Raw genomic sequence first — 23,245 nt, forward strand, 5'->3', positions numbered from 1 at the left:
ATGGATTGTCTTGTCTTTAGTTCATACCTCTGCTCTTCCGATTGGGTATAATCGGCGGATTTACGCAGCCTTACTTTTTATAAGTAAACCAGAGCGGGTCATTAGCTCAGTTGGTAGAGCAGTGGACTTTTAATCCATTGGTCGATGGTTCAAGTCCATCATGACCCACCACTTCTGGTACACTTTCTCCGTATAATATATTTCTTAGTATCTCCCTTATTTTTATTTATAAACTGCCTGACTAGATTGCTATTATTTACCGTTCGTTTCTCGTATAATTTGCGCTATTAATTGCACTGTAAATAAAGTGGTCGAGAACATGAGTTTAGCTCAAACTATTATGCCTGAAGGTTATATTTTCCCTCCTAAGCCGGCACCGTTAACACAAGACGAAAAAGGCGAATATAAAGCGCGTATAAAACAATTACTGCAAGAGAAAAACGCGGTACTTGTTGCTCATTATTACACTGATCCTGAAATTCAAGCACTTGCTGAAGAAACGGGCGGCTGTGTAGCCGATTCACTCGAAATGGCGCGTTTTGGCGCTCGCCATGAAGCCGATATGATCATCGTCGCGGGTGTACGTTTTATGGGTGAGACTGCTAAAATTTTAACCCCTAACAAAACCGTGGTTATGCCAACACTTGAAGCGACTTGTTCATTAGATATTGGTTGCCCAGTGGATGAGTTTTCAGCGTTTTGTGATCAACACCCAGACCGTAAAGTGGTAGTGTATGCTAACACTTCTACCGCGGTTAAAGCGCGTGCTGATTGGATAGTTACCTCATCGTGTGCACTTGAAATAGTAGAGCACTTAGATGAGCAAGGCGAAAAAATCATTTGGGGCCCAGATAAGCATTTAGGCAGTTATATTCAAAAGAATACTGGCGCCGATATGATCATGTGGAACGGCGCATGTATTGTACATGATGAATTTAAAACCAAAGCGCTAAAAGACTTTAAAGTCTTGCATCCAGATGCAGGCGTATTGGTGCATCCCGAATCACCGGCTGAAATTGTTGAACTCGCTGATGCTGTTGGCTCTACTAGCCAGCTTATTAAAGCAGCGCAAACTATGCCTAATAAAAAGTTTATTGTGGCGACCGATCGCGGTATCTTTTATAAAATGCAGCAACTATGCCCAGATAAAGAGTTTTTTGAAGCGCCAACGGCTGGTAGCGGCGCTACATGTAAAACTTGCGCTCATTGCCCTTGGATGGCAATGAACGGCTTACAAGCGATTGAGGAAGCACTGATTGATGCCAGCGGTAAAGAAGTGTTTGTTGATATGGATTTGCGTGAAGGCGCACTTAAATCATTAAATCGCATGCTAGACTTTACAGCCAATATGGCAAAATAATAAATAGCAATATAATGCATTAGATAAAGGCGATACTCAGGTATCGCCTTTTTATTTGCTTATGAGTAGTTAGTTTGATTATTGAGCAGTTAAAAGCATGATGTTAAAAAGGCCTTGCACCAAGCAAGTGTATTTCATACTATAGCGCGCTGTTGCAAAGCAACATTGTGGAGAGATGGCTGAGTGGCTGAAGGCGCACGCCTGGAAAGTGTGTTTAGGTTAATCCCTAACGAGGGTTCGAATCCCTCTCTCTCCACCATTATTCTATATTAGGACGTCTCAGGGCGTCCTTTTTTGTGCCTGTAATAAAGTTAAGCGTGTTGGCTTTGTACTTGGCGTTTGTTTTTACGCTGATGTTTTAATGTATACATTCGTTGGTCGGCTAAGGTTAAGCAGGCTTTGTAGTCATTACATTCCTCACTACTTGCTAAGCCATAGCTCACGCCTGATAACGGCCAGTGTTTTTGAACTTGTTGATGAATATAGTTTAACGACTCGTTGATGCTCAGGGTGAGTTGGGCGAGCTGTTGTGCTGACTGAACGTTACACACACAAATAAACTCATCACCGCCGGTTCTGCATACCTCGCCTATATCGGCTAACGCATTTTGTATTAACCGTGTAACCTCAATGAGTAGCTTGTCACCGTGAGCATGACCTAGGTGATCGTTAACGCTTTTAATATTGTCGCAATCTATAAACACTATGAGATAAAAATTATCTAAGTTATCAAGCATTTCTTGTAATTGCAGCCGGTTTCCTACTTTGGTGAGTGGGTCTATGCGTGATAGCTCTAGCGCTTTTATAAAATTATTTTGCTTTATTTTTAGCCATTCAGATAAAGAAAGTAAAATACAGATACAATCAATGGCCAGAGCAATAAGTACCCATAATTCAGGTGAACTTATTTCTATTAAATTTAGGTGCGATAAAATAAAAATAACTAAGGACAAGCTATAAACAAGGTTGCCAGTTAAAAAATATTTCGCTCTAAAGTCTTTCATCCCCAGCATTGTAAAGCCCAGTTTTAAGCTTAAATACACCCAAATGGCAGCAAGGAAATGAGCTAAATAAAACACCCAATGAAAGGGTAAAAAGAGGTTTAAAAAACCACAGGCAAGTGCGGTTATGGAGAAGTATTTTAAAAATCGGCTAATACCAGTGCGGGTATGTTGGTCAAAGTTAAATAAGTAATATGCAAATGAGCTGGCACAAGCAATAGCGAAGGCAAAAATATACATGCCAAAGTAATGGGTGTTAATTGCGTGGTAATTAAAAAGTAACGCAACTATCCCCGCCGCGAATGCCCAGCCAATGCCGTGTAACCCTATGTAACCTGCACAAAATAACGCCACGCGATGTTGTGTTTTAAAGAACATTATTAAGGCCATGCAGGCCAAGGTCAGCATTATCGTAATAGACACTAAGCTTAATGAATTGATATAAAACTGAAGTTTAACAAAAGCAGATTGAGGTATAACGTTAATGCTAACAGGTTTAGCAAAGTGCTTAGCATTAATATAAAGCCATAAAACACCGTGTGAATTAGCTTCTAGCTGTAATTCAAAAGCTTGGCTGTGCATTACAATGGCTGATTGAGTGACGCTATTTTGTGAAAAATCAGCGATTTTTCTGATCCCACTAGTATCTTGATAAAAAGCAACGCCACTATCTAAATAATTAATTTGGGGGATTATATACCAGCGTCCTGCGCTCGTTGTGGTTAAACTAATTTTTGCTATTGCACTGCCATGGGCACTATACAGCGAAGTGACGGGAGTACTTACATTGTGATAGGCATTAACGAGTTGCTCACCTTGGGTTGGTTTAGCTAAATCTACTTGATGCCACATAGCAGACTTTAGTTGTAAGCTGTCATTTTGATTTAATGCTACAGCAAAAGCATTAAAACTAATGGTTTGAAATAGTAAACAACATATAAAATTGAAAGTGTACCGCATGTAATACCTAAGTTAGTGACCGGTAAAAATTGTACTGCATTTTTAACAGAATAATTATAGTTATGAACGCTTTAGCGTATTTTTGCTTTGTAGTTACTAACTTTAATCACTAAACGGTGAGCTGTTATTATAAAAATATAGTTAATGATTAATTAAAGGGTTAATAATTTATTTAGTTTGGCTATTGTATGACTGCTTTTAGTGATGGTTTATATTTGAAGGATTGCTAACAACAAGAAGGTAATTAAAAAGCCATTTGTCAAAATGGCTTTATGGGCAGTTTAATATTTTTTTGGTTTAGCATTGAGCTGCGCTTGAAATTCATCAGGAAATAAAATTGTGCCGTCGTCTTCTTCGGTAGGGAACACGGCAACTAGTAAGTCGTCTTCTTCAAGGCCTGGCGTCCAGCGGCTAAACCAATCTGCTGTTGGAATTGCTTTAGGTGTACATCCTTCCCATTCACCGGTTGCCCATGCTTGTGCAAAATCACGGGTTGGCCATACGGGTACGCAATCGTCGTCTTCGTTAGTGAGCATTACGCAGCCGTCGTCATCGTTTAAAATCCACACTTGCTTAAACTGTTGCACAGTTTCGTACATGTATGCGAGTCGTTTTTTTGCGCCAAGGCCTAAAATTACGTCGTCTTGCTTTGATAAATTGTCAGTGGTCATTTTTGGCTCTCTCTCACTGTGGGGGGAATACAAAAGGCAGCGACATACTGCGCTTTAAAATTAAGTTTAGCTAATGGCTGCAAGCAGCTCGTCGGCTAGTTGGTTTAGTGCGTCGGGGTCTTGATTTGTTAATGCATAAGTGCGCAATCCATAAATACCCATAACACAAAATCGTGCTAGCTCTATGGCACTTCGTCCATTGGTAATTTCTTTGTTATCTATCGCTTTTTGTAATTGCTGCGCAAAGGCATGCTCGTACGCCGTTAAATTAGTACGTAATACGTGGCAAATTTGTGGATCGTTACCCTCTACCTCGCTAATGCTTTTTGTAAGCAAGCACACTTTAGTTGCTTCGCCGTCAATACATTCTTGCACAATGATATTAAGGTATTGTTTCAGCGTATCTAAAATACAATTACTGTGCTCAAACAGCGCTGTAAATTGTGTATTGCGATCGGTTTGGTATTGCTCCGTAGCGGCTAAAAAAATGCCTTTTTTATTACCAAATGCTCCATACAAAGAACCCGGATGTAAATGGGTTGCTTGAGTCAATTTTTGCATACTGGTTTTTGCATAGCCATGAAGCATAAACATGGCCATAGCTTGGCGTAGTACAAACTCTTTATCAAATTCTGCAGTTCTCATAATGACTCTTTTAGTGGATAGAGTAGTAATGAAGAAATTTATTTTTCTTAGGCCTAGGTGGCAGTTTACGCAATCTTAAACAAAGTTTCAAAATTATACTTGAATATTCATTCAAGTGACCTTATCTTGAATGTACATTCAACAAAGGATAAATATTATGTCGATTGACTTACTTTCACCTTTTAAATTAAATAACAGCATAGAACTGCAAAACCGCGTACTTATGGCACCATTGACCCGTTGTATGGCAGATGACAATTTAGTGCCAACACAAGCAATGGTTGATTACTACGCTCGCCGTGCTGATGTAGGCTTAATTATTAGTGAAGCCATTATTATCCGTGCTGATGCTCAAGGTTATCCAAACATACCAGGGCTTTTCACTAGTGAACAAATTCAAGGTTGGAAAAAAGTCACTGACGCAGTACATGCCAATGGCGGAAAAATGTTTGCACAACTATGGCATGTTGGCCGTGTAGCACACCCTCACTTTTTTGGTGGTGATGTTTTGGCGCCATCGGCAATAGGGGTTGAAGGTTCAGTACCGCGTATGCGCGAACTCACTTATGTTACGCCAAAACCTGTAACTACAGACGACATTAAAGGTTTAGTGGCTGATTACGCTAAGGCCGCAGAAAATGCGATGGAAGCGGGTTTTGACGGCGTAGAAATTCACGGTGCTAATGGTTATTTAATTGATCAATTTTTACATTATGCGGCAAATGAACGTGATGACGAGTACGGGCAAACACCAGAAAACATGTCTCGTTTTGCACTGGAAGTAACCGATGCAGTTATTGATGTTGTAGGCAATGAGCGTACCGCTATGCGTTTAACGCCAGGTGCTTATTTTAATATGAGCGAAGACAATCGTGATAAAGCAGTATTTGACTACTTATTACCAGAGCTTGAAAACCGCAAGTTAGCTTATTTACACGGCGGTATTTTTGACGACAGCATGCGTTTTGATTCACTAGAAGGTAAATCAACCTCTGAGTTTTTACGAGCTGGTTATGCAAGTACCTTAGTGGGTGTAGGTAGTTATAGTTTTGAAACTGCGAAAGAAGCGATTAACGACAATAAATTTGATTTAATTGCTATTGGTCGCCCGCTTATAGCTAACCCAGATTACATTAGCAAAATTAAAAACGGCGAAGAAGTCACAGCTTACAGTGATGACATGCTAACTGAATTGAAATAGCAGCTAATTTAGTAAAAACAATAGGACACTCATGGACAACTGTGAGTGTCTTTTTTTATACATTTATTTGCCATAATATACTCATAATTGTTTAATCTTGCTGTCAATAAAGTTCCCCCTCGTTGTCATATTTAAAAAATAGACTGTGCCCGCTTTCATAATTACCTTTTATAATTAGAATCAAACGGGACAACAATGTACGCTTTAAAAAATAAATCGATTTTGAGCATGGCTGTGGCCATGGCGGTATCAACTTCAGCTTATGCTAACGATAACGTGATAGAAGAAGTAACCGTTACTGCAAAACCAACCAGTTATGCAAACAACGTTATTGAACCTGCCATGCTTGAGCAACAAAGCTCGGTATCGAGTGTGTTATCAGTAATAGATAACTTACCTGGCATTAGCATAAACGAAGGCGACGCATTTGGCGGCGACGATTGGTCAACCACTATTACCATGCGTGGTTTTAGTATCGACTCAAACCAGCAGCAATTAGGTATGACGGTAGACGGTATTCCTAATGGCGGTTCAAATTATGGCGGTGGTGCTAAAGCGAATCGTTACCTAGATAGCGAAAATCTTGTCACCGTGGAAGTAGGTCAGGGCACTTCAGATATTAAATCAGCCTCGTTAGAGGCGCTAGGTGGTACTTTTAACTTTGTAAGTAAAGCGCCTAGCTTTGAAAAAAGCACCACTTTTGCATATACCTCAGGCAGCCATGACGCAAGTCGCTATTACGTTAAACACGAAACTGGCACCATTTTTGATAATACTCAAGCGTATGTGAGTTATTCGCAAACCGATACTAGCCGCTGGATTGGCTCGGGCAGCAATGGCGGGAAAGATAACCAACATGCTGAAGCGAAATTTGTCACCACCCTTGATGAGTTAACTATAACAGGGCGTTTATCTTACGATGATGTAAGCGAGACGAATTATAATAGCGTGAGCTTGGCACAATTTGAACAAACTCCAGATTGGGATCAACTAACATGGAACTGGACAGGCGTTCCGCACTTTGACCAAATGTTTGCAGAAGGTTGGGGCACGCTGCGTGAAAACACTCTAGGGTATTTAAAGTTTGAATACGCGATTTCACCCACCTCATTGTTAACCATTAGCCCTTATTATCATAAAAACTCAGGCCGAGGTGATTGGATCCCTCCTTATTTAACGTCCCCTGTAGATGAAAATGGTAACCCAACCACAGAAGGTGGCACAAACGCAGGCTCTTATGGCTTTACAGATAGTAATGGCAACCCACTTGCTCCCAACGCAGGTTGCACGGCTAGCTTAAATTGGCCGTGGGAGTCAGGCCCCGAGCTTAATCCTGCATGTTACGACGCTGATGCCACGCCTGTTATGTCTTATCGTCATACACATTATAATAAAGATCGTTTAGGGGTAACTGCTAATTATCAAGCAAGCATTGGCATGCACGATATTGAAGCCGGTTTTTGGTATGAGCAAAGCGACCGTGATGAGTCACGAGATTGGCATAAAGTTATAGATGCGCGTATTTATCATCACTTTGATAACACCCCTTATTGGACGCAATATAAAAACACCTTTGAGACCGATACGCTCAAATGGTACGCCCAAGACTCAATGGCATTTGGCGACTTAACCCTTAATCTAGGGGTTAAAAAGTACTTAGTAGACATAGAAAAGTATGACCATTATCAAAACGCCACCACAGCTAAAGTAAACAGTGATTCAGACCTTCTATTTAGTGGCGGTATTTTATATCAGTTAAACAGTAACACTGAGTTATTTACCAGCTACAGCGAAAACTTTGCCGCCATTAAAGATGGTGTGCTTGAGCGCGACAGCTCTGACTTGTCAGCTATTGAGCCAGAAACCGCAGAAAATATTGATTTAGGGGTGCGTTATGACAATAACGCACTTAAATTAACGGCAACGGCTTACTCAATTGAATTTGATAACCGTATTACCTTTATAGCGCCAGGTAGCGACACGGGTGGTATTGATTACACCATAGGTACTAACGGCTCGTACCTAAATGTGGGCGGTATTGAATCGAAAGGTTTAGAGCTATCAGCAAGTTATATGTTGAGCCCACAGTGGAATGTATATAGCTCATACACCAATAATAACTCTGAATATAAAGGCGATGCGCCAGGCTTTGAAGCAGGAAGCAAAGTAATTGATTCAGTAGATGATTTATTTGTGCTTTCAACCGATTATTACAGCGGTGATTTCCGCTTTGGTTTATCGGCTAAATACACTGGCGAGCGTGGCGATGTAGATAGCTATACCGTGGTTGATTTAAATGCAGGCTACGCAGCTGAAGTTAATGCTGGCCCCTTCAAAGCAATTGATATTGCTTTTGTGGTTTACAACATTACTGATGAAAGCTACCTAGCGGGCGGCACAGGTAATGGAAGCACTTACTTTATTGGCGCCCCACGCACAGCAGCCGTGACGTTAACGGCCACGTTTTAAAACGTAATAAACGTAATTAAGCCCATCATTGATGGGCTTTTTGCTATAAAAAGGTTGATGAGAACACAATGAAAAGCATGATAAAAATAACTGGCTTAAGTTTAATTTTATTGTTTAATAATATGGCATTGGCTGCACCGCAAAATGTGGTGTTGGTAACTTTAGATGGGGTTCGCTGGCAAGAAGTATTTAATGGTGCCGATAGCAAGCTGATTAATAATAAGGAATTTGTTAAGCAACCAGCACATTTAAAGAGCCAGTTCTGGCATGAAAACCCGCAACAGCGTCAACAATTGCTAATGCCATTTTTAACTCAAACTATCGCAAAGCAAGGCGTTATTATTGGCGATAGAGCTAAAGGCTCAACTATGTCGGTGAGTAATCCGTGGTATTTTTCATACCCTGGGTATAACGAAATTCTCACTGGCGAAGTGGATGAAAGTATCAACAGTAACGACAAGGTATTCAACCCAAATAAAACTATTTTAGAGCGTTTAAACGCTCAGCCTGAATTTAAAAACAGCACCGCGTTATTTGGTAGCTGGGATGTGTTTCCTTACATTGTAAATATTAAGCGTAGTCATGTGTATGTAAACGCAGGATTTATGCCTATTGCCGATGATTTATTTGCCGATGCGCCCCTATTAAACGCATTACAAACAGAAATCCCAAGCCCATGGCACAATGTGCGGCTTGATAGTTTTACCTATCGATTTGCTAAAGCCTATATGCTGGCTAAAAAGCCAAGATTGTTGGTGATTAGCTTAGGAGAAACTGACGATTTTGCTCACGATGGCCATTACGATGCTTACTTAAAGTCGGCCAAACAAAGCGATGCATTTTTAAAAGATTTATGGCAAACCATTCAAAGCACAGCAGGTTATAAAAATAATACTACGTTAATTGTTACTACTGATCATGGCCGTGGAAGTCATGCCAGTGATTGGCAACATCACAGCTCTCGTCGAGCATTGCTTGAGCTTAACCTAGGTGCAGATGTGTTTCCTAACGGCATAGTAGGCTCTGAGCATATTTGGCTGGCAGCTATTGGTCCTGCAATTAAAAATAACGGCTTAATTAAAACTAAAAACGAGCTTAAACAAGCGCAAATTGCCGCCACCGTTTTAAAAGCACTTGGGCAAAACCCACACATAATTAACCCTAATATGGCACCGGCTATTAACGAGATTTTAAAATGAAACAGTTGCTAAAAACCTTTAAGTATTCTGCACTGTCACTGACTATTGTGATTAGCAGTGTAGCAATGGCTGCGCCGTCTAAAATATTATTTGGTTCGTGTGGGCATCAAGATAAAGACATCCCCATCTTTAATGCGATTAATAAAGAGCAGGGTGATTTATTTATATTTTTAGGCGATAACATTTATGGCGATACTAACGACATGGCCGTGCTTAAAAATAAATACCAACGATTAGGGGCAAAGCCAGGCTTTAAAGCACTACGCGCACAAACACCAATAATAGCTATGTGGGATGATCACGATTATGGTCAAAATGACGCGGGGAAAGAGTATCCGCATAAAGAAGCATCGCGGCAAATCATGCTCGATTTTTGGCAAGAACCGGCAAACTCAAAACGCCGTACCCGTGCTGATGGCATTTATACCTCGTACATGTATGGCGAAGGCGAGCAAACCGTGCAGGTGATCATGCCAGATTTACGCTTTAATCGTGACACACTTAATTCTGTTAGCGAGATTGAGTATTACACCAAGCGTAAAGCAAATAACCAAGGCCCGTACAGTCCAACTGAAGTTAAAGGCGCATCAATGCTAGGGGAAGCACAGTGGCAATGGCTTGAAGCCGAGCTTAAAAAGCCAGCGGCAATAAAGCTAATAGCGTCAAGCTTGCAGTTACTGCCAGATTTTACCGGCTGGGAGTCGTGGGCAAATTTTCCTGAGGATCGAAACCGTTTATTTGCGCTAATTAAAAAACACCAAGTAAATGGTGTGATTATTATTAGTGGCGATACTCACTGGGGCGAGATTTCAAGGTATCAACATAACCTTGATTACCCGCTTATTGAAATGACCAGCTCAGGTCTGACAGAAAAGTGGAAAGACGTTAGCCCTAACCAGCATCGTGTGGGTAATTACACACATAATGTTAACTATGGTGATTTAAGCATAGACTGGCAACAAGTCGACCCTGCTATTTCATTAAAACTTAAAGGCATTGATGGCCAAGTTATTATGCAAAGTGATTTTAGTCTTTCAAGTATTAGTCCTTATAAATAGCATCACCATTTAAATAATAAACGCACTGCAGTTAAAGCAGTGCGTTTAAAAGTTCACTATCGGTGGGCTAACTTGCTGATTTATTAGTGCCAATTTCCCCTTAGTGCTACCGCTTAAATTGAAAATATCTTACACTGGCTTTATCTCAAGTAAGGCTGGTATCGTATGCTCAATATTATTCAATCAAACCGTATGGAAGCCCTGCAAGCGCAGTTTCATCAGCTATTAAAAGTAAACCCATTGCAAAGCCCATTTGATAAAGAAGTGGTGTTAGTGCAATCGCCGGGTATGTCGCAATGGCTTAAAATCGGTTTAAGTGAAAATTTAGGCGTAGCCGCACAGGTAGACTTTCCGCTCCCGTCGAGCTTTATTTGGCAGTTGTATCAGCAATTACTGCCAAACGTGCCTAAAGAGTCGGCCTTTAACAAACCTAACCTTGCTTGGAAATTATTTGCCATTTTACCCCAGTGCATAAATGAGCCGCTGTACTTACCGCTTAAAACCTATTTAGAGGGCGATATTGACGGCCAAAAAACCTTTGCTCTATGTGAAAAAATAGCCGATGTGTACGACCAATATTTGATGTATCGCCCCCATTGGATAGCCACATGGGATAGTGGCATCGATGAGCTTGATGATGTTGATATAACGATTGCGCCTTGGCAACCCGATTTATGGCGTCGTATCGTCAAATTAAGCAAACAGCTAGGGCAAAGCCAATTTCACCGTGCCAATATGCAAGGGCTGTTACTCAGTGCACTTGAGAGCATGGATAGCGCCTTATTACCAAAACGCATTAGCTTATTTGGCATATCGGCGATTGCCAGCTCGCAGCTTGAAGTGTTTGAAGCTTTAAGTAAAAAAACTGAAGTGTTTTTGTTCTTTTTTAACCCTAGCGAGCATTACTGGGGCGATATAATTGATGAAAAAACAGCGGCTAAAATCACCGCTAAATATGCCAAAATGCCGCTGCTGGAAGCACAGCAAAAAAAGCACACCAACCCCGATGAGGAATACTATTTTATTGGTAATCCGCTGTTATCGTCGTGGGGTAAACTCGGCCGCGATTATTTTGAGCAACTAGTGCAGCTTGATGCCCGCTGGATTGATGGCTTTATAGATGCATTTGACGACAGCTTACTTGGCCAAGTGCAAAGTGAAATTTACCAACTTGCCTTTAAAGGTGAGTCGCTCACCGATAACAAAGAATGGTTTATTAACGATGAGGGCAAGCTGCCAATAACTGTAAACGATGCAAGCATTACACTTAGCGATTGCCATACACCACTTCGAGAAGTAGAGCGTTTGCACGATTACTTACTTAATTTGTTTAATCAGAACCCAGCGCTTACCCCCAAAGACATCATCGTGATGATGCCCGACGTTGGTACCTACAGCCCTTATATTGAAGCAGTTTTTGGTGGTGCACAGGGCAGTCGATTTATACCTTATGCGCTAGCCGATTTAGCCATAGAGCAAGAAAAGCCAGTGCTGAGTTCGTTTGCTAGTTTGGCTAACTTACCGTTTTCGCGCTTTGGTGTGTCGGATATTCTCGATTTATTACAGGTTACCCAAATTGCTGAAAAATTTGGCTTAGAAGCGCATGAATATGAGCAAATTCAGTATTGGTTGGAGCGCGTTGGCGTTAAATGGGGTGTAAACGCTGAACATAAAAGTAGCTTTGATTTACCCGCAATTGAGCTTAACACTTGGCAACATGGCTTAAACCGGCTACTACTGGGTATTGCCATGCGCGATGAACAATGCCCATTTAATGGTATTTACAGTGCCGATGAGGTTGAGGGCATGGCACTCGATACACTCAACAAGCTGGTACATTTTATTGATGTATTGCAAGACTTTAAAGCTAAGCTCACCCCCGATGATACACTCACTAATAAAGCCCAAATTTTAAGTGAGCTGCTCAATACTATTTATGAGAGCGAAAGCGACGACAGTTGGGATTTATTAGTACTGCAAAAAGTACTCGAAGATATAGGTAAGCACCACGATAACGGTGATTACAGTGAGGCCGTATCGCAGCGCATTGTTAGCTATTTAATTAAACAAGGCATACAAGAGAAAGGTGTCGGCCAGCGATTTTTAGTGGGGCAAGTGAATTTTTGTACCCTCATGCCCATGCGCGCCGTCCCCTTTAAAGTGGTATGTATGCTAGGCTTAAACGATGCCGATTACCCGCGCACCGTGCAGCCAATCGGATTTGATTTAGTGCCGTATTCTAAAAAGCAAAAAGGTGACCGTTCACGAAAACTCGATGACCGTTACCTCTTTTTAGAAGCGCTATTAAGTGCCCGAGATAATTTATACATGAGCTACATTGGCCGATCATGTTTTGACAATCAACCACGCATGCCATCAACACTTGTCAGTGAATTGTTAGAATACATAGGTCGCAGCTTCAAACTTAGCGAACCCGGTGATAAACCCTTGCCAGATTGCCTTATTAGCCAACAACATTTACAACCTTTTAATAGTCATTATTATTTGCCAGCTAGCGCTGAACAGGCAGGGCTTAACAACCACAGCTATAACCCAATTTGGCTGCCTAGCGAGGCAATTGAGCCAAAAGCAATCACTGCGCTTGATGTAACGCCTCCAGAGCTGCTTGATCTTGATATGTTTATTCGCAGTGTGTGCCACGCCCAAGAGAGCTTTTATCAGCAAAGCCTAGGGTTACGTTTGCCGCAATTTAACGATATAGCCAAAGATGAAGAACCGTTTAGCTTAGATGCGCTGCGCCGTTATTTTTACCTTGATGAAATACTTGAAGCTAATATTAACGATACACCACTGAGTACCGAACAAATACTGCAGCGCGGTGAGTTGCCGCAAGCTCATGTTGGTAGCTTAATTTATGAAAGCATGCAACATCGCGTTGATGCGCTTGCAGGGCAAGTAAAACAACAAATAAAAGCGGGTAAAAGCGAACCGATAGAAGTATTACTGTCACTTGAAAACACCACCATTGAAGGCTGGCTAAACCATGTGTATATGCAAAAACAAGTGTTTTATCGCAGTGCCAGTATTAAAGCTAAAGATTTAATTAAAGGCTTTATTTATCACCTTGCTGCACAAAGCATGCAACAAGAGGTTGAAACCTTATTGCTGGGTTTAGATAAGCAAATAAGCTTTGCCCCTATGAGTAAAGCCGATGCCGATTTACTGCTTGCAGATTGGTTTGCGCTTTATAAAGAATTACGCAACAAGCCCGTGGCGTTTTTTCCGGTAAGTGGTTATGAATACGTGAAAAGCGGTGGTGATATGGCAAAAGCCAACAGTAAATTTAGTCCACAGTATATTGGCCGAGGCGAAGGAGAAAACCCATATATTCGTTTAACGGTGCAATCACTTAATGACTGCCAAGACGAATTTATACATTGGAGCGATAAGCTACTCGCCCCATTATTCGAGCACGCCAAGGAGAGTGACTATGCAAGCGCTTAATCCGCTCACTATGCCATTATTAGGGCAAAGCTTAATTGAAGCCAGTGCTGGCACAGGTAAAACCTACACGATCACGGGTTTGTATTTGCGTTATTTATTGGGCATGCAAATACCTGGTGAGCTGAATACGCCATTGAGTGTTGAGCAAATTTTGGTAGTCACCTTTACCGATGCCGCCACGCAAGAAATTAAAGACCGTGTTCGTAGCCGAATTATTGCCGCGCGTGATGCGTTACTTGGGCAAGTACCCAATGATGAGCTAATTGAGGGTGTAATAGCAGGTGTTGATGACAAGCACCGTGCATTTGACTTACTCGATGCCGCAGCTAAATCAATGGACGAAGCAGCTATTTTTACCATTCATGGTTTTTGTCAGCGAATGCTAAAACAGCATGCGTTTGAATCCGGTGTGGCATTTAACTTAGAGTTCATTTTAGATGAGCGCGATATTCTGCTTGAAACCATAAAAGACTTTTGGCGTGCGTTTGTATACCCACTCAGTAAAGAAAGAACAGATGCGATTTTAGCGGTATTTGCTGCGCCCGAATCACTATTTAGTCATGTAAGTAGTATTTTAAATAAGGCGAACGCAGAAATAACCCCAAAAGTTAGTTTAGATGCGGTATGGCAAGCGCGAGATGAATACTTGGCGCGTGTTCCAGCCTTTAAAAAAGCCTGCCTAGAGCAAGAGTTTATTGGTGCTGTTAAAGCATCCGATTTAAGTGGCTCAAAAACACCTGGGCGAAAGGGCAGTCTTGCTGCACTTGAAGCATTTTGCTTAGGCAATGATGATTTTTTTGAATTTGGTACCAGTAAGTATTCGTTTGAGGTGTGGAGTAGCGAGAACTTAAGTAATACTGCTAATTATAAAAAAAATGGCACATTACTGACCCATCCACTTATTAGCCAATTCGATGCCTTAGCCGCACTTAACAACACCATTAACCAAGGGTTAAAAATTGCGATAGTGCAATATGCGGCGAGCTGGGTAAAAGCGGCCATAGTTAAACGCAAACAAGAACAAAGCGTGATCACCCCTGACGATTTGCTGACTAATTTACACAGTGCCTTAAAGAGTGAACAAGGTGATGTGCTCGCACAAAAAATAGCGCAGTTATTTCCGGTGGCAATGATAGATGAGTTTCAGGATACTGACCCGATTCAGTACGGTATTTTTAGTAAAATTTATGCTCAAAGCAATACCACTTTAGCTATGATAGGCGATCCCAAACAAGCTATTTATGGGTTTAGGGGCGCAGATATATTTACCTACATTGGCGCAAAAGAAGCGGTAGATGAGCCACAACAATTTACATTGGGCACTAACTTTCGCTCAAGCAGTGATATTGTAAATAGCGTAAATAGCTTATTTAGCAAATACGACAACAGCTTTATTTATAATAACGCCATTCCATTTAATAAAGTGAAAGCGAAAGGAAAAAAAGCAGATGAGTCGTTTTTAATTGACGGTAAACCTGACAACGCGTTTGAGTTTAATGTGTTTGTAGATGAAGCCGGCGATGAAAAAAATAAGCCGACCAGTAAAGGCGTAGGGCAAGCACATTTAGCCACCCATTTTGCTAATAAAATAGTTACTTTACTTGAGCAAGCAAGCCAAGGTATTGCTTGTATTGGCGCTAACCCTGTCAGTGCTGCTGATATTTGTATTTTGGTGCGCGACCGCGTAGAAGCACAAATAATGAAGCAAGCGCTGAGTAAAGCTAATATTGCCAGTGTGTATTTGTCGCGCGACAGTGTATTTAGCCAAGAGTTGAGTCATCACTTGCTCAATTTTTTAACGGCTTTGCATGGTCAGTACGATGAGGCGTTACTACGCGGTGTATTAGCTGGCCCGTTATTTTGTTTAAGCTATAACGATATTTTTGCTCTAGCCGATGATGAAAATAGCTGGCAAGAACACCTAAACTTTTTTGCTCAACTTAGCCATATTTGGCATAAGCAAGGGGCAATGGCAATGCTCGAACGCTTACTGAGTCACAATCAGCTCAGTGCCAAATGGCAAGGCTTGGGCTATAACGTAGAACGGTGGCTTACCGATTTTAGGCACCTTGGCGAAATACTGCAGCAAAAACAAATAGAGCTTGAAGGGACACTTCGTTTATTGCGTTGGTTTGCGCAAAAGGTGAGCCAGCAAGATGGCGAAACAGTGCAAGTTCGCTTAGAAAGTGATGCGAACTTAGTTAAAATTGTGACTATGCACGCTTCTAAAGGGCTTGAATACCCATTGGTATTTATGCCATTTGCCAGTGGTTATCGTGAAACTAAAGACGCGCTTTATCATCAAAATGGCAAGTTGATTTACGATTTAAGTAAAGACGAAGACGCCCTGCAAAAAGCCGAACAAGAACGTTTAGCAGAAGACTTACGTTTGCTTTATGTGGCACTGACCCGAGCAGTGCATTTTTGTTCGCTGGGCGTGTATAACATTTCTCAAGGGCAAAGTAGCCGTTTAGCAATTCAAAGTAGTGCGCTGGGGCATGTGTTGTTCTCAGGGTTAGAGATAAACAGTAGCCAAGTGTGGCGCACCCATTTAAGTGAATTTTGTGAGGCTAATCATGCTATGCAATACCAGCAATTTACCTCAGGCGAATTACATGAGCAGGGCATACTTCGGTTAAAAAATAGTGACACTAAACAGCACGATTTACTTATTAATACAGTAACGGCGCAGATTGAACGTGACTGGCGAGCAACTAGCTTTAGTGCCTTGAGCTTTAAAAAGCATGCAGAGCAACTTGCTCCTGGGCGCAGCGATGAAGATCATCAAAGAGATGAGTTTGCCGTGCAGCAAGATGAACTTCCTTCACCGTATAGCTTTCCAAAGGGTGCAAAACCAGGGAGTTGTTTGCACGAAATATTTGAGCAGCTTGATTTTACCAGTCCGGTAAATCATCCCACGAATACAGAGCAAAACTTAACGGCTGTGATTGAGCGTGCTTTTGAAAAATACCATATTGATGAGCAATGGCAGCAAATTACCGAGCAATGGATACTCGATGCACTTAATTGCTCGTTAAACAGCGAGAATAATTTAAGTTTGAGCCAATTAGCGCCAAGTGACTGTTTAGTCGAAATGGAGTTTAATTTACCACTTAGCAGCCTCAGTGCCCCTAAGCTTAATGAAGTGTTAATTAAACATTTTGGCTTTAACCAAAGTAAACTTGAGTTTGCCCATGTTAAAGGGTTACTAAAAGGCTTTATTGATTTAATTTTTTGCTACCAAGGCAAGTATTATATTTTAGATTATAAATCGAATTATTTGGGCAGTACCGCTGCCGATTATGTGCCTGAGCAGCTAGAGCAAGCAATGACCATCCACCAATATCATTTACAGTATTTAATTTATACCGTAGCGCTGCATCGCTTGCTTAAACAACGAATTCCCGATTATTCAATAGAGGCGCATTTAGGCGGTGTTTATTATACTTTTTTACGCGGTATGCCAGCAGGTGAGGGAGTGTACTTTAAACAGCTAAGTGCAGATCAAGTCGTTATTTTAGATGGCTTGTTTAGCCAAGGAGCCATGCTATGAGTGATTTAAATCAACAACCGGGTTTGTTTGATGACTTAGATGATGCGCTTTTAGATGAACCTGTGCTCACAACAGCACAGCTAACGATGCAGGCCAGCGAAAGTATTAAAGTCGTGCCGTTGCTAACGTATTTAACGGACGAACATAGAGTGCGTGTGGTTGATGTAAAACTGGCTGAGTTACTCAGTGGCACAAACGCACAGCAAGGGTATGACGACCTCTTTTATATAATTTTAATGCTGTGTTTATCGCAACAAAGCCAGCATAGCTGTTTAACCCTAACAGAGGTTGATTGGACTAATCCGTTTAATTTACGTCAAAGCGACTTTACTAAACTAGAAGGCATGCAGCCTGACACTCTGAGCCCATTTAGTGATGACTTTACGACTGAGGCGGCAATACGTTATTTACTCTCACATCACAGTGTTGGGGAGCAAAAGCCGCTGCAATTGTTTAATCAACGATTATATTTTTCTCGTTTAGCAGGCTATGAACAGACTCTTGCCCAACGATTACTGACAATGAGCGAACGACAACTTAACCTTGATGATGCAGTACTTGCCCAGTTATTAACTCGCTACTTTCCTAATGATCCGAGTATAGACATTGATTGGCAAAAAGTAGCGTGTGCCATTGCCGCTACAAAAGGTTTTAGTGTGATCACGGGCGGGCCTGGTACAGGTAAAACCACCACGGTGACAAAGCTGTTAGCGATTTTGCAGTCGTTATATCAAGCGGCGCCATTGAGCATTAAATTAGTAGCACCCACCGGTAAGGCAGCGGCTCGGCTAACCGAGTCAATTTTAGGGGCTAAAAATAAGCTTAGTGAAATACCAGATGATATTAACGCGTTGATCCCGCAAAGCGCGCAAACCATTCATCGTCTGTTGGGAGTTAAGCCATTTACCAATAAATTTCGGCACGATAAAAGCAATCCGTTACATGTTGATGTATTGATTATTGATGAGGCCAGCATGGTCGACTTATCACTTATGGCTAAATTAATTGAGGCCTTGCCAGATCATGCTCGATTGATTTTACTCGGCGATAAAGACCAACTTGCTTCGGTTGATACTGGCAGTGTAATGAGTGATTTATGCCAAGGGTTAGTGCTTGGACAAACACCGCGTTATTCAAAAGTACGCTGTGAGCAATTGAACACGCTGTGCTTTAATGGCGCTGTTAAACTAAATGCGCAAAGTCAAAGTGAGTTTAAACTTGCTGACTGCATTGCCTTTTTACAACATAGCTATCGGTTTGATGCAAAAAGTGGCATAGGTCAATTGGCGCTGGCTGTAAATACCAACAACCGAGGAATATTAAATTACGTTGAACAACAAAGCAGCGAAGGGCATTTTAGCGATATTATTTTAGACTATGATTTTGTTTCCACACCGATTGAAAAGTTAGTAAATAGTGCCGCAAGTCATTATGCTAATTACCTAACCCTGATAGCGCAAGGTGCCAGTGTTGCGCAAGTGCATGCAGCTTTTGCCAGTTATCAGTTACTTGCTGCAGTACGTGAAGGCGATTACGGCGTTAATAGTTTAAACCAGCGTATTGAACGGGTATTACAGCAGCAAGGTTTAATTAGCGTTAATCCTAATCAGCGGCATTATATAGGGATGCCGATAATGGTTAGTCAAAACGACTACCAGCTAAAATTATTTAACGGTGATATAGGGATTTTAATGCCCGATGATAGCGGCCAACTCAAGGCACTGTTTATCGATGAGCAAGGGAATGAACGGGCATTTTCACCCGCACGACTTCCGGCGCACGATAAAGTGTATGTAATGACCATTCATAAATCCCAAGGCTCAGAGTTTAGTTATACCGCGATGGTGTTACCACCGCTCAAGCAGGCGAGTATCGGTATTAATAGGCAATTAGTGTACACGGGAATTACCCGCGCAAAACAGACCTTTGAGCTGGTGGCAGATAAAAAAGTGCTGCAACTGGCCATGGGGAAAAGTGTATCACGGGCGTCAGGCTTGTATGAGCGATTAGTGTAAAGCCATACTTATACTAATCTCTTATTTTTGGGGTTCGTTTTCTAAATAAATTGGGTTGCCAGCCAAAATGCAGTGCGCCCAATCTTAGAAAAACGGTTACCAATAATGAGCCTATAATGCACCATAAATAAGGGACATCCAATAAAAATAGCGCGGCATAGGTTAAGCCTCCTGCAAAACACGCGGTGGAGTAAAGTTCTTCGCGCATCACCAGTGGTACTTCTCTACAGATCACATCACGTATTAAGCCGCCAAATATACCCGTCGTCATTCCCATTGTAAGCGCAACCACCATGGTTGTACCTTCAATGAGTGCTTTTTCAATACCGACCACATTAAAAATAGCCATACCGATGGCATCAACCAGTAACATGTAATAGTTAGACAGGTCGGGCAAGTGGCGAATAAACATAACGGTGACAAAAATAGCGCTATAGGTGGCATATAAATAATCGGGGTTGGCTATCCAAAATACAGGTTGATTAAGAAGAATATCTCTGAGCGTGCCACCGCCTAACGCGGTGACTGAGCCAACAACGACAACACCAAATCCACCAATATCTTTGTCGTGGCCTAATAATGCACCTGAAATTGCAAAGAATGCCACGCCAATAAGGCTTAAAAAATTAAAATACTCTGCTGTCATTGAGGTGTCCTTACCAAGTTGAGAATTTATATTAGATATTAAAGGTAAGCGATTGGGGATTTATATTAGCTGAATAACACTCTCTATAACATAAGCACAGGTTATTAGCCATGTGCTTGTTATACTGGGTTTTTATTGTAAGTAGTCAACGACCAGTTGAGATAATGATTCTACGCCAAGTTGTAATGCGCTTTCGTCAACATAAAACTGAGGTGAATGATTACTTGGTGCCGTTTTAGCGTTTTGATCTTCTGGAGTAACACCTAAAAAGTAAAACAGCCCAGGGGTTTCTAATGCATAATAGCTAAAGTCTTCTGCACCGGTAATTAAATCTGTGGTAATAATGTTGTCAGCACCTGCAATACGGGCAAGTGTAGGGGTCATTTTTTGGGTCAGTGCAACATTATTTATTGTTACAGGGTAGCCGTGATCTATATGCACATCAGCTTTAGCCCCCGCGGATTCGGCAACCAGCTCAGCGGTTTTAGCTAAACGTTTTTTAATATCGGCACGCATAGTTTGATCAAAGGTTCTAATTGTACCAATAAGCTCTACATTATCGGGGATAATATTTGAGCGTATGCCGCCGTTAATCGCGCCAAATGAAATAACAGAAGGCGCTTTAGTTACATCTACCTGGCGAGAGGCGATTGTTTGAGTTGCCATTATAATTTGTGATGAAGCAACAATGGGATCTACACCATTCCAAGGGCGCGAGCCATGAGTTTGACGACCCGTTACGTTAATTGTGAAAGAGTCTTCACTGGCCATTAGTGGCCCTTCTCTAAAGCCAATTTGACCAGTATTAAGTGAGCTGGTGACATGCAAGCCAAACACCGCTTCAGGTTTTTGTTTAAATAAACCTTCTTTTAGCATTAGCTCAGCGCCACCTTCTTCTCCCTCGGGGGCACCTTCTTCAGCCGGTTGAAATACAAACAGTACCTCACCCGCTAACTGATCTTTAATTTTTACCAGTGACTCTGCTACGGCCATTAGAATAGCAACATGAGTGTCGTGCCCGCAGGCATGCATAACGCCTACTTCATTACCACGATAGGTTGAGATTTGTTTAGAGGCAAAGGGTAAATCAACTTGTTCGGTAACGGGTAAAGCATCCATATCGGCACGAAGGGCGATTAAAGGGCCTTTTTTACCACCGCTTAATTTAGCCACAACACCGGTATGCGCAACACCGGTTTGTACTTCAAGACCCAAAGATTTTAAATGGTTAGTAATGTACTTCGCGGTTTCAAATTCGCGATTACTCAGCTCTGGATATTGATGCAAATGGCGACGCCATGTAATGACTTTTTCACTTACACTTTGTGTTGCTTGTTCAAGTTGGGTGTTAATACTACTAGCAAAACTAGGCGCTGAAATTGCAGTAAATAAAACACTGCCAAAAATTATTTTTTTTACCATTTTAATTCCTTGGTTTTCATCGTGTGTAATTAACTTACGCTATTACATCAATAAAAAGTAGTGTTGTTTAATAGTTAACCACAGTTAAAAGAAAGTTTATTGATACTGCTTAAGAAGGGGATAAAGCTATTTTGTTTAACACAATAGTTTGGCGCTTTTGTCGTATTTTAACGCAAATATTTAGCTTTAACGGTGAAAATGATAACAAAATGTTGCATTTTTTAAATTTGTTCCCAATACTGGTCAATGCATTGCTTTTACCATGCACTGACAACAGCGTGTAACAAGCTAAGCATAATAAAAATATTCAATCAGTTAAGGATTAATATGAACAACACACACACTTTTAAACGCGCGACTTTATTTGCAGCAGCAATAGGGCTCTTAATGAGTTTTTCTGCGCTTAGTAAAGAGTATAAAGTAGTTTTAATTCATGGTTTGCAAGTATCCCAGCTTACCAATAAAGCAGGTAGTGATGTAGTAAACGATGGCCAAAGCTATTGGCAGTCTTATTGGGTAAACCGTGCCGACGAGCGCATTGACTGGCCTGCGTATGAACGAATAGAAGGAAAAATTACTACAGATTGGGTATGGCCCAAGCTACAACAGATCTCTCGCTCAAATTTATGCGAGCCAGGCTGCGTGTTTGTAACCCACTCTACCGGTGACTTAGTTGCCCGATATATTATAGATAACCAGGAAAACTGGCTAGAAAACGCGGGTTTAAAACCGCTTAATATTATTGCTACCTTTGATTTAGCAGGTGCTGGTGGCGGTAGTGAATTAGCCGACTTAGCGGTGAGTGCGTTAACCGGCGCATCGTGGAATTTTGCTGTAGATGCTGCATTAACTTGGTGGCTAGGCAGTGAAGTGAACGAGGCGGTTGGCGTATTACATGATTTAAAAGTTAATAATGCACGTAGAATCGCGCCATTACCTGATGCGCGCACACCGCGTTTACGCTTTGTGGCCGATGGTAATGCATACTTAGGTTTAACGGCTGGCTTTTTACGTGGTAACGATGATTCGGTAGTCGCTACTCACTCATCATGTGGCGCAAGCTCGGTAAGCTCATTTGGTAGTTGTAGTGCCAATATTGACACCAATGGGCGTTTAACTTCACAAGGTGATGCTGTTAGTAGCTTCATGCCATACCATTATCCATTAATGATGACTAACAGTTACAGCCATAATGAAATTCAACAAGCGCAGCACCAAGGTAATGTAACGGTGGCAATGAATAATATTAGCGTGGCTGGCGATACATTAGGATATGAAACTGTCGATGAAACTACCGGTAGTTGGTTTTGGAAAAAACAATACCGTTATGTAAAAGACTCTGATAATTTGAGTGCTTCAACGCTCATATATAATGTGATCCCATAAAGGTGATTGTGCGTGCGGCTTTATATGTTGTACGCTTTTTATACCAATTCGCTTTATGCAGTTATTTATTTTTAGCCAAAAAAAGTTTAATGCAAATTGCATCAGGTTTACGTTCTAAAAGTGATTAACTGCTAGGGTCTGTTGACCTTTGCGGATTACAATTTGTTCAAACTAGGGGCGGTTTAATCGCGGCG

At 41.4% G+C, this 23,245-nt stretch carries 14 protein-coding genes and 2 tRNA genes; 11 read left to right on the forward strand and 5 right to left on the reverse strand.

Going from position 1 to position 23,245, the window contains the following annotated elements; genetic code table 11:
• Positions 1–95 precede the first annotated feature (95 nt).
• The 3 genes from CWB75_RS12975 to CWB75_RS12985 all read left to right on the forward strand — a co-directional run bounded on the left by CWB75_RS12975 (position 96) and on the right by CWB75_RS12985 (position 1,619).
• Positions 96–171, forward strand: a tRNA-Lys gene (locus CWB75_RS12975).
• A 148-nt stretch (positions 172–319) separates the two neighbouring features.
• Positions 320–1,360: a quinolinate synthase NadA gene (gene nadA, locus CWB75_RS12980; protein WP_008466811.1), complete on the forward strand. Its 1,041-nt coding sequence runs from the start codon at positions 320–322 to the stop codon at positions 1,358–1,360.
• 169 nt (positions 1,361–1,529) lie between these two features.
• A tRNA-Ser gene (locus tag CWB75_RS12985) sits at positions 1,530–1,619 on the forward strand.
• Between the two features lie 52 nt (positions 1,620–1,671).
• Here the strand turns inward: CWB75_RS12985 and CWB75_RS12990 are convergent.
• From CWB75_RS12990 to CWB75_RS13000, 3 genes are all read right to left on the reverse strand, one after another.
• Complete coding sequence (locus CWB75_RS12990) at positions 1,672–3,321, reverse strand: GGDEF domain-containing protein (RefSeq protein ID WP_138570868.1); 1,650 nt, start codon at positions 3,319–3,321, stop codon at positions 1,672–1,674.
• Positions 3,322–3,602: 281 nt separating this feature from the next.
• Positions 3,603–3,992: a DUF2750 domain-containing protein gene (locus CWB75_RS12995; RefSeq protein ID WP_010389569.1), complete on the reverse strand. Its 390-nt coding sequence runs from the start codon at positions 3,990–3,992 to the stop codon at positions 3,603–3,605.
• Positions 3,993–4,058: 66 nt separating this feature from the next.
• A complete protein-coding gene (locus tag CWB75_RS13000) occupies positions 4,059–4,637 on the reverse strand; it encodes a TetR/AcrR family transcriptional regulator (protein WP_008109773.1) in 579 nt (192 codons plus the stop codon).
• Between the two features lie 157 nt (positions 4,638–4,794).
• On the opposite strand from CWB75_RS13000, the gene CWB75_RS13005 reads away from it, so the two are divergent.
• From CWB75_RS13005 to recD, 7 genes are all read left to right on the forward strand, one after another.
• A complete protein-coding gene (locus CWB75_RS13005) occupies positions 4,795–5,838 on the forward strand; it encodes an alkene reductase (protein ID WP_138570869.1) in 1,044 nt (347 codons plus the stop codon).
• A 195-nt stretch (positions 5,839–6,033) separates the two neighbouring features.
• Positions 6,034–8,307, forward strand: coding sequence for a TonB-dependent receptor domain-containing protein (locus CWB75_RS13010; protein ID WP_138570870.1), 2,274 nt, complete (start codon positions 6,034–6,036; stop codon positions 8,305–8,307).
• Between the two features lie 68 nt (positions 8,308–8,375).
• Positions 8,376–9,506, forward strand: coding sequence for an alkaline phosphatase family protein (locus CWB75_RS13015; protein ID WP_138570871.1), 1,131 nt, complete (start codon positions 8,376–8,378; stop codon positions 9,504–9,506).
• Entirely contained in the window at positions 9,503–10,564 is a 1,062-nt protein-coding gene (locus CWB75_RS13020; RefSeq protein WP_138570872.1) for an alkaline phosphatase D family protein, read from the forward strand. Before CWB75_RS13015 ends, CWB75_RS13020 begins: the two co-directional genes overlap by 4 nt.
• A gap of 165 nt (positions 10,565–10,729) precedes the next feature.
• The gene (gene recC / locus CWB75_RS13025) at positions 10,730–14,029 is read left to right on the forward strand and encodes an exodeoxyribonuclease V subunit gamma (protein ID WP_138570873.1); all 3,300 of its coding nucleotides are present in this window, start codon (positions 10,730–10,732) and stop codon (positions 14,027–14,029) included.
• Positions 14,016–17,582: an exodeoxyribonuclease V subunit beta gene (gene recB / locus CWB75_RS13030; protein ID WP_138570874.1), complete on the forward strand. Its 3,567-nt coding sequence runs from the start codon at positions 14,016–14,018 to the stop codon at positions 17,580–17,582. Before recC ends, recB begins: the two co-directional genes overlap by 14 nt.
• Positions 17,579–19,597, forward strand: coding sequence for an exodeoxyribonuclease V subunit alpha (gene recD, locus CWB75_RS13035; protein WP_138570875.1), 2,019 nt, complete (start codon positions 17,579–17,581; stop codon positions 19,595–19,597). The genes recB and recD overlap by 4 nt, the downstream gene beginning before the upstream one ends.
• Before the next feature lie 13 nt (positions 19,598–19,610).
• On the opposite strand, the gene CWB75_RS13040 is transcribed toward recD, so the two are convergent.
• Positions 19,611–20,243, reverse strand: coding sequence for a trimeric intracellular cation channel family protein (locus CWB75_RS13040; RefSeq protein ID WP_138570876.1), 633 nt, complete (start codon positions 20,241–20,243; stop codon positions 19,611–19,613).
• A 132-nt stretch (positions 20,244–20,375) separates the two neighbouring features.
• A complete protein-coding gene (locus tag CWB75_RS13045) occupies positions 20,376–21,665 on the reverse strand; it encodes an amidohydrolase (protein WP_138570877.1) in 1,290 nt (429 codons plus the stop codon).
• A 327-nt stretch (positions 21,666–21,992) separates the two neighbouring features.
• On the opposite strand from CWB75_RS13045, the gene CWB75_RS13050 reads away from it, so the two are divergent.
• The gene (locus CWB75_RS13050; RefSeq protein ID WP_055011768.1) at positions 21,993–23,051 is read left to right on the forward strand and encodes a hypothetical protein; all 1,059 of its coding nucleotides are present in this window, start codon (positions 21,993–21,995) and stop codon (positions 23,049–23,051) included.
• Positions 23,052–23,245 lie beyond the last annotated feature (194 nt).

The organism is Pseudoalteromonas sp. S1608, assembly GCF_005887265.1.
Lineage (GTDB): Bacteria > Pseudomonadota > Gammaproteobacteria > Enterobacterales > Alteromonadaceae > Pseudoalteromonas > Pseudoalteromonas undina.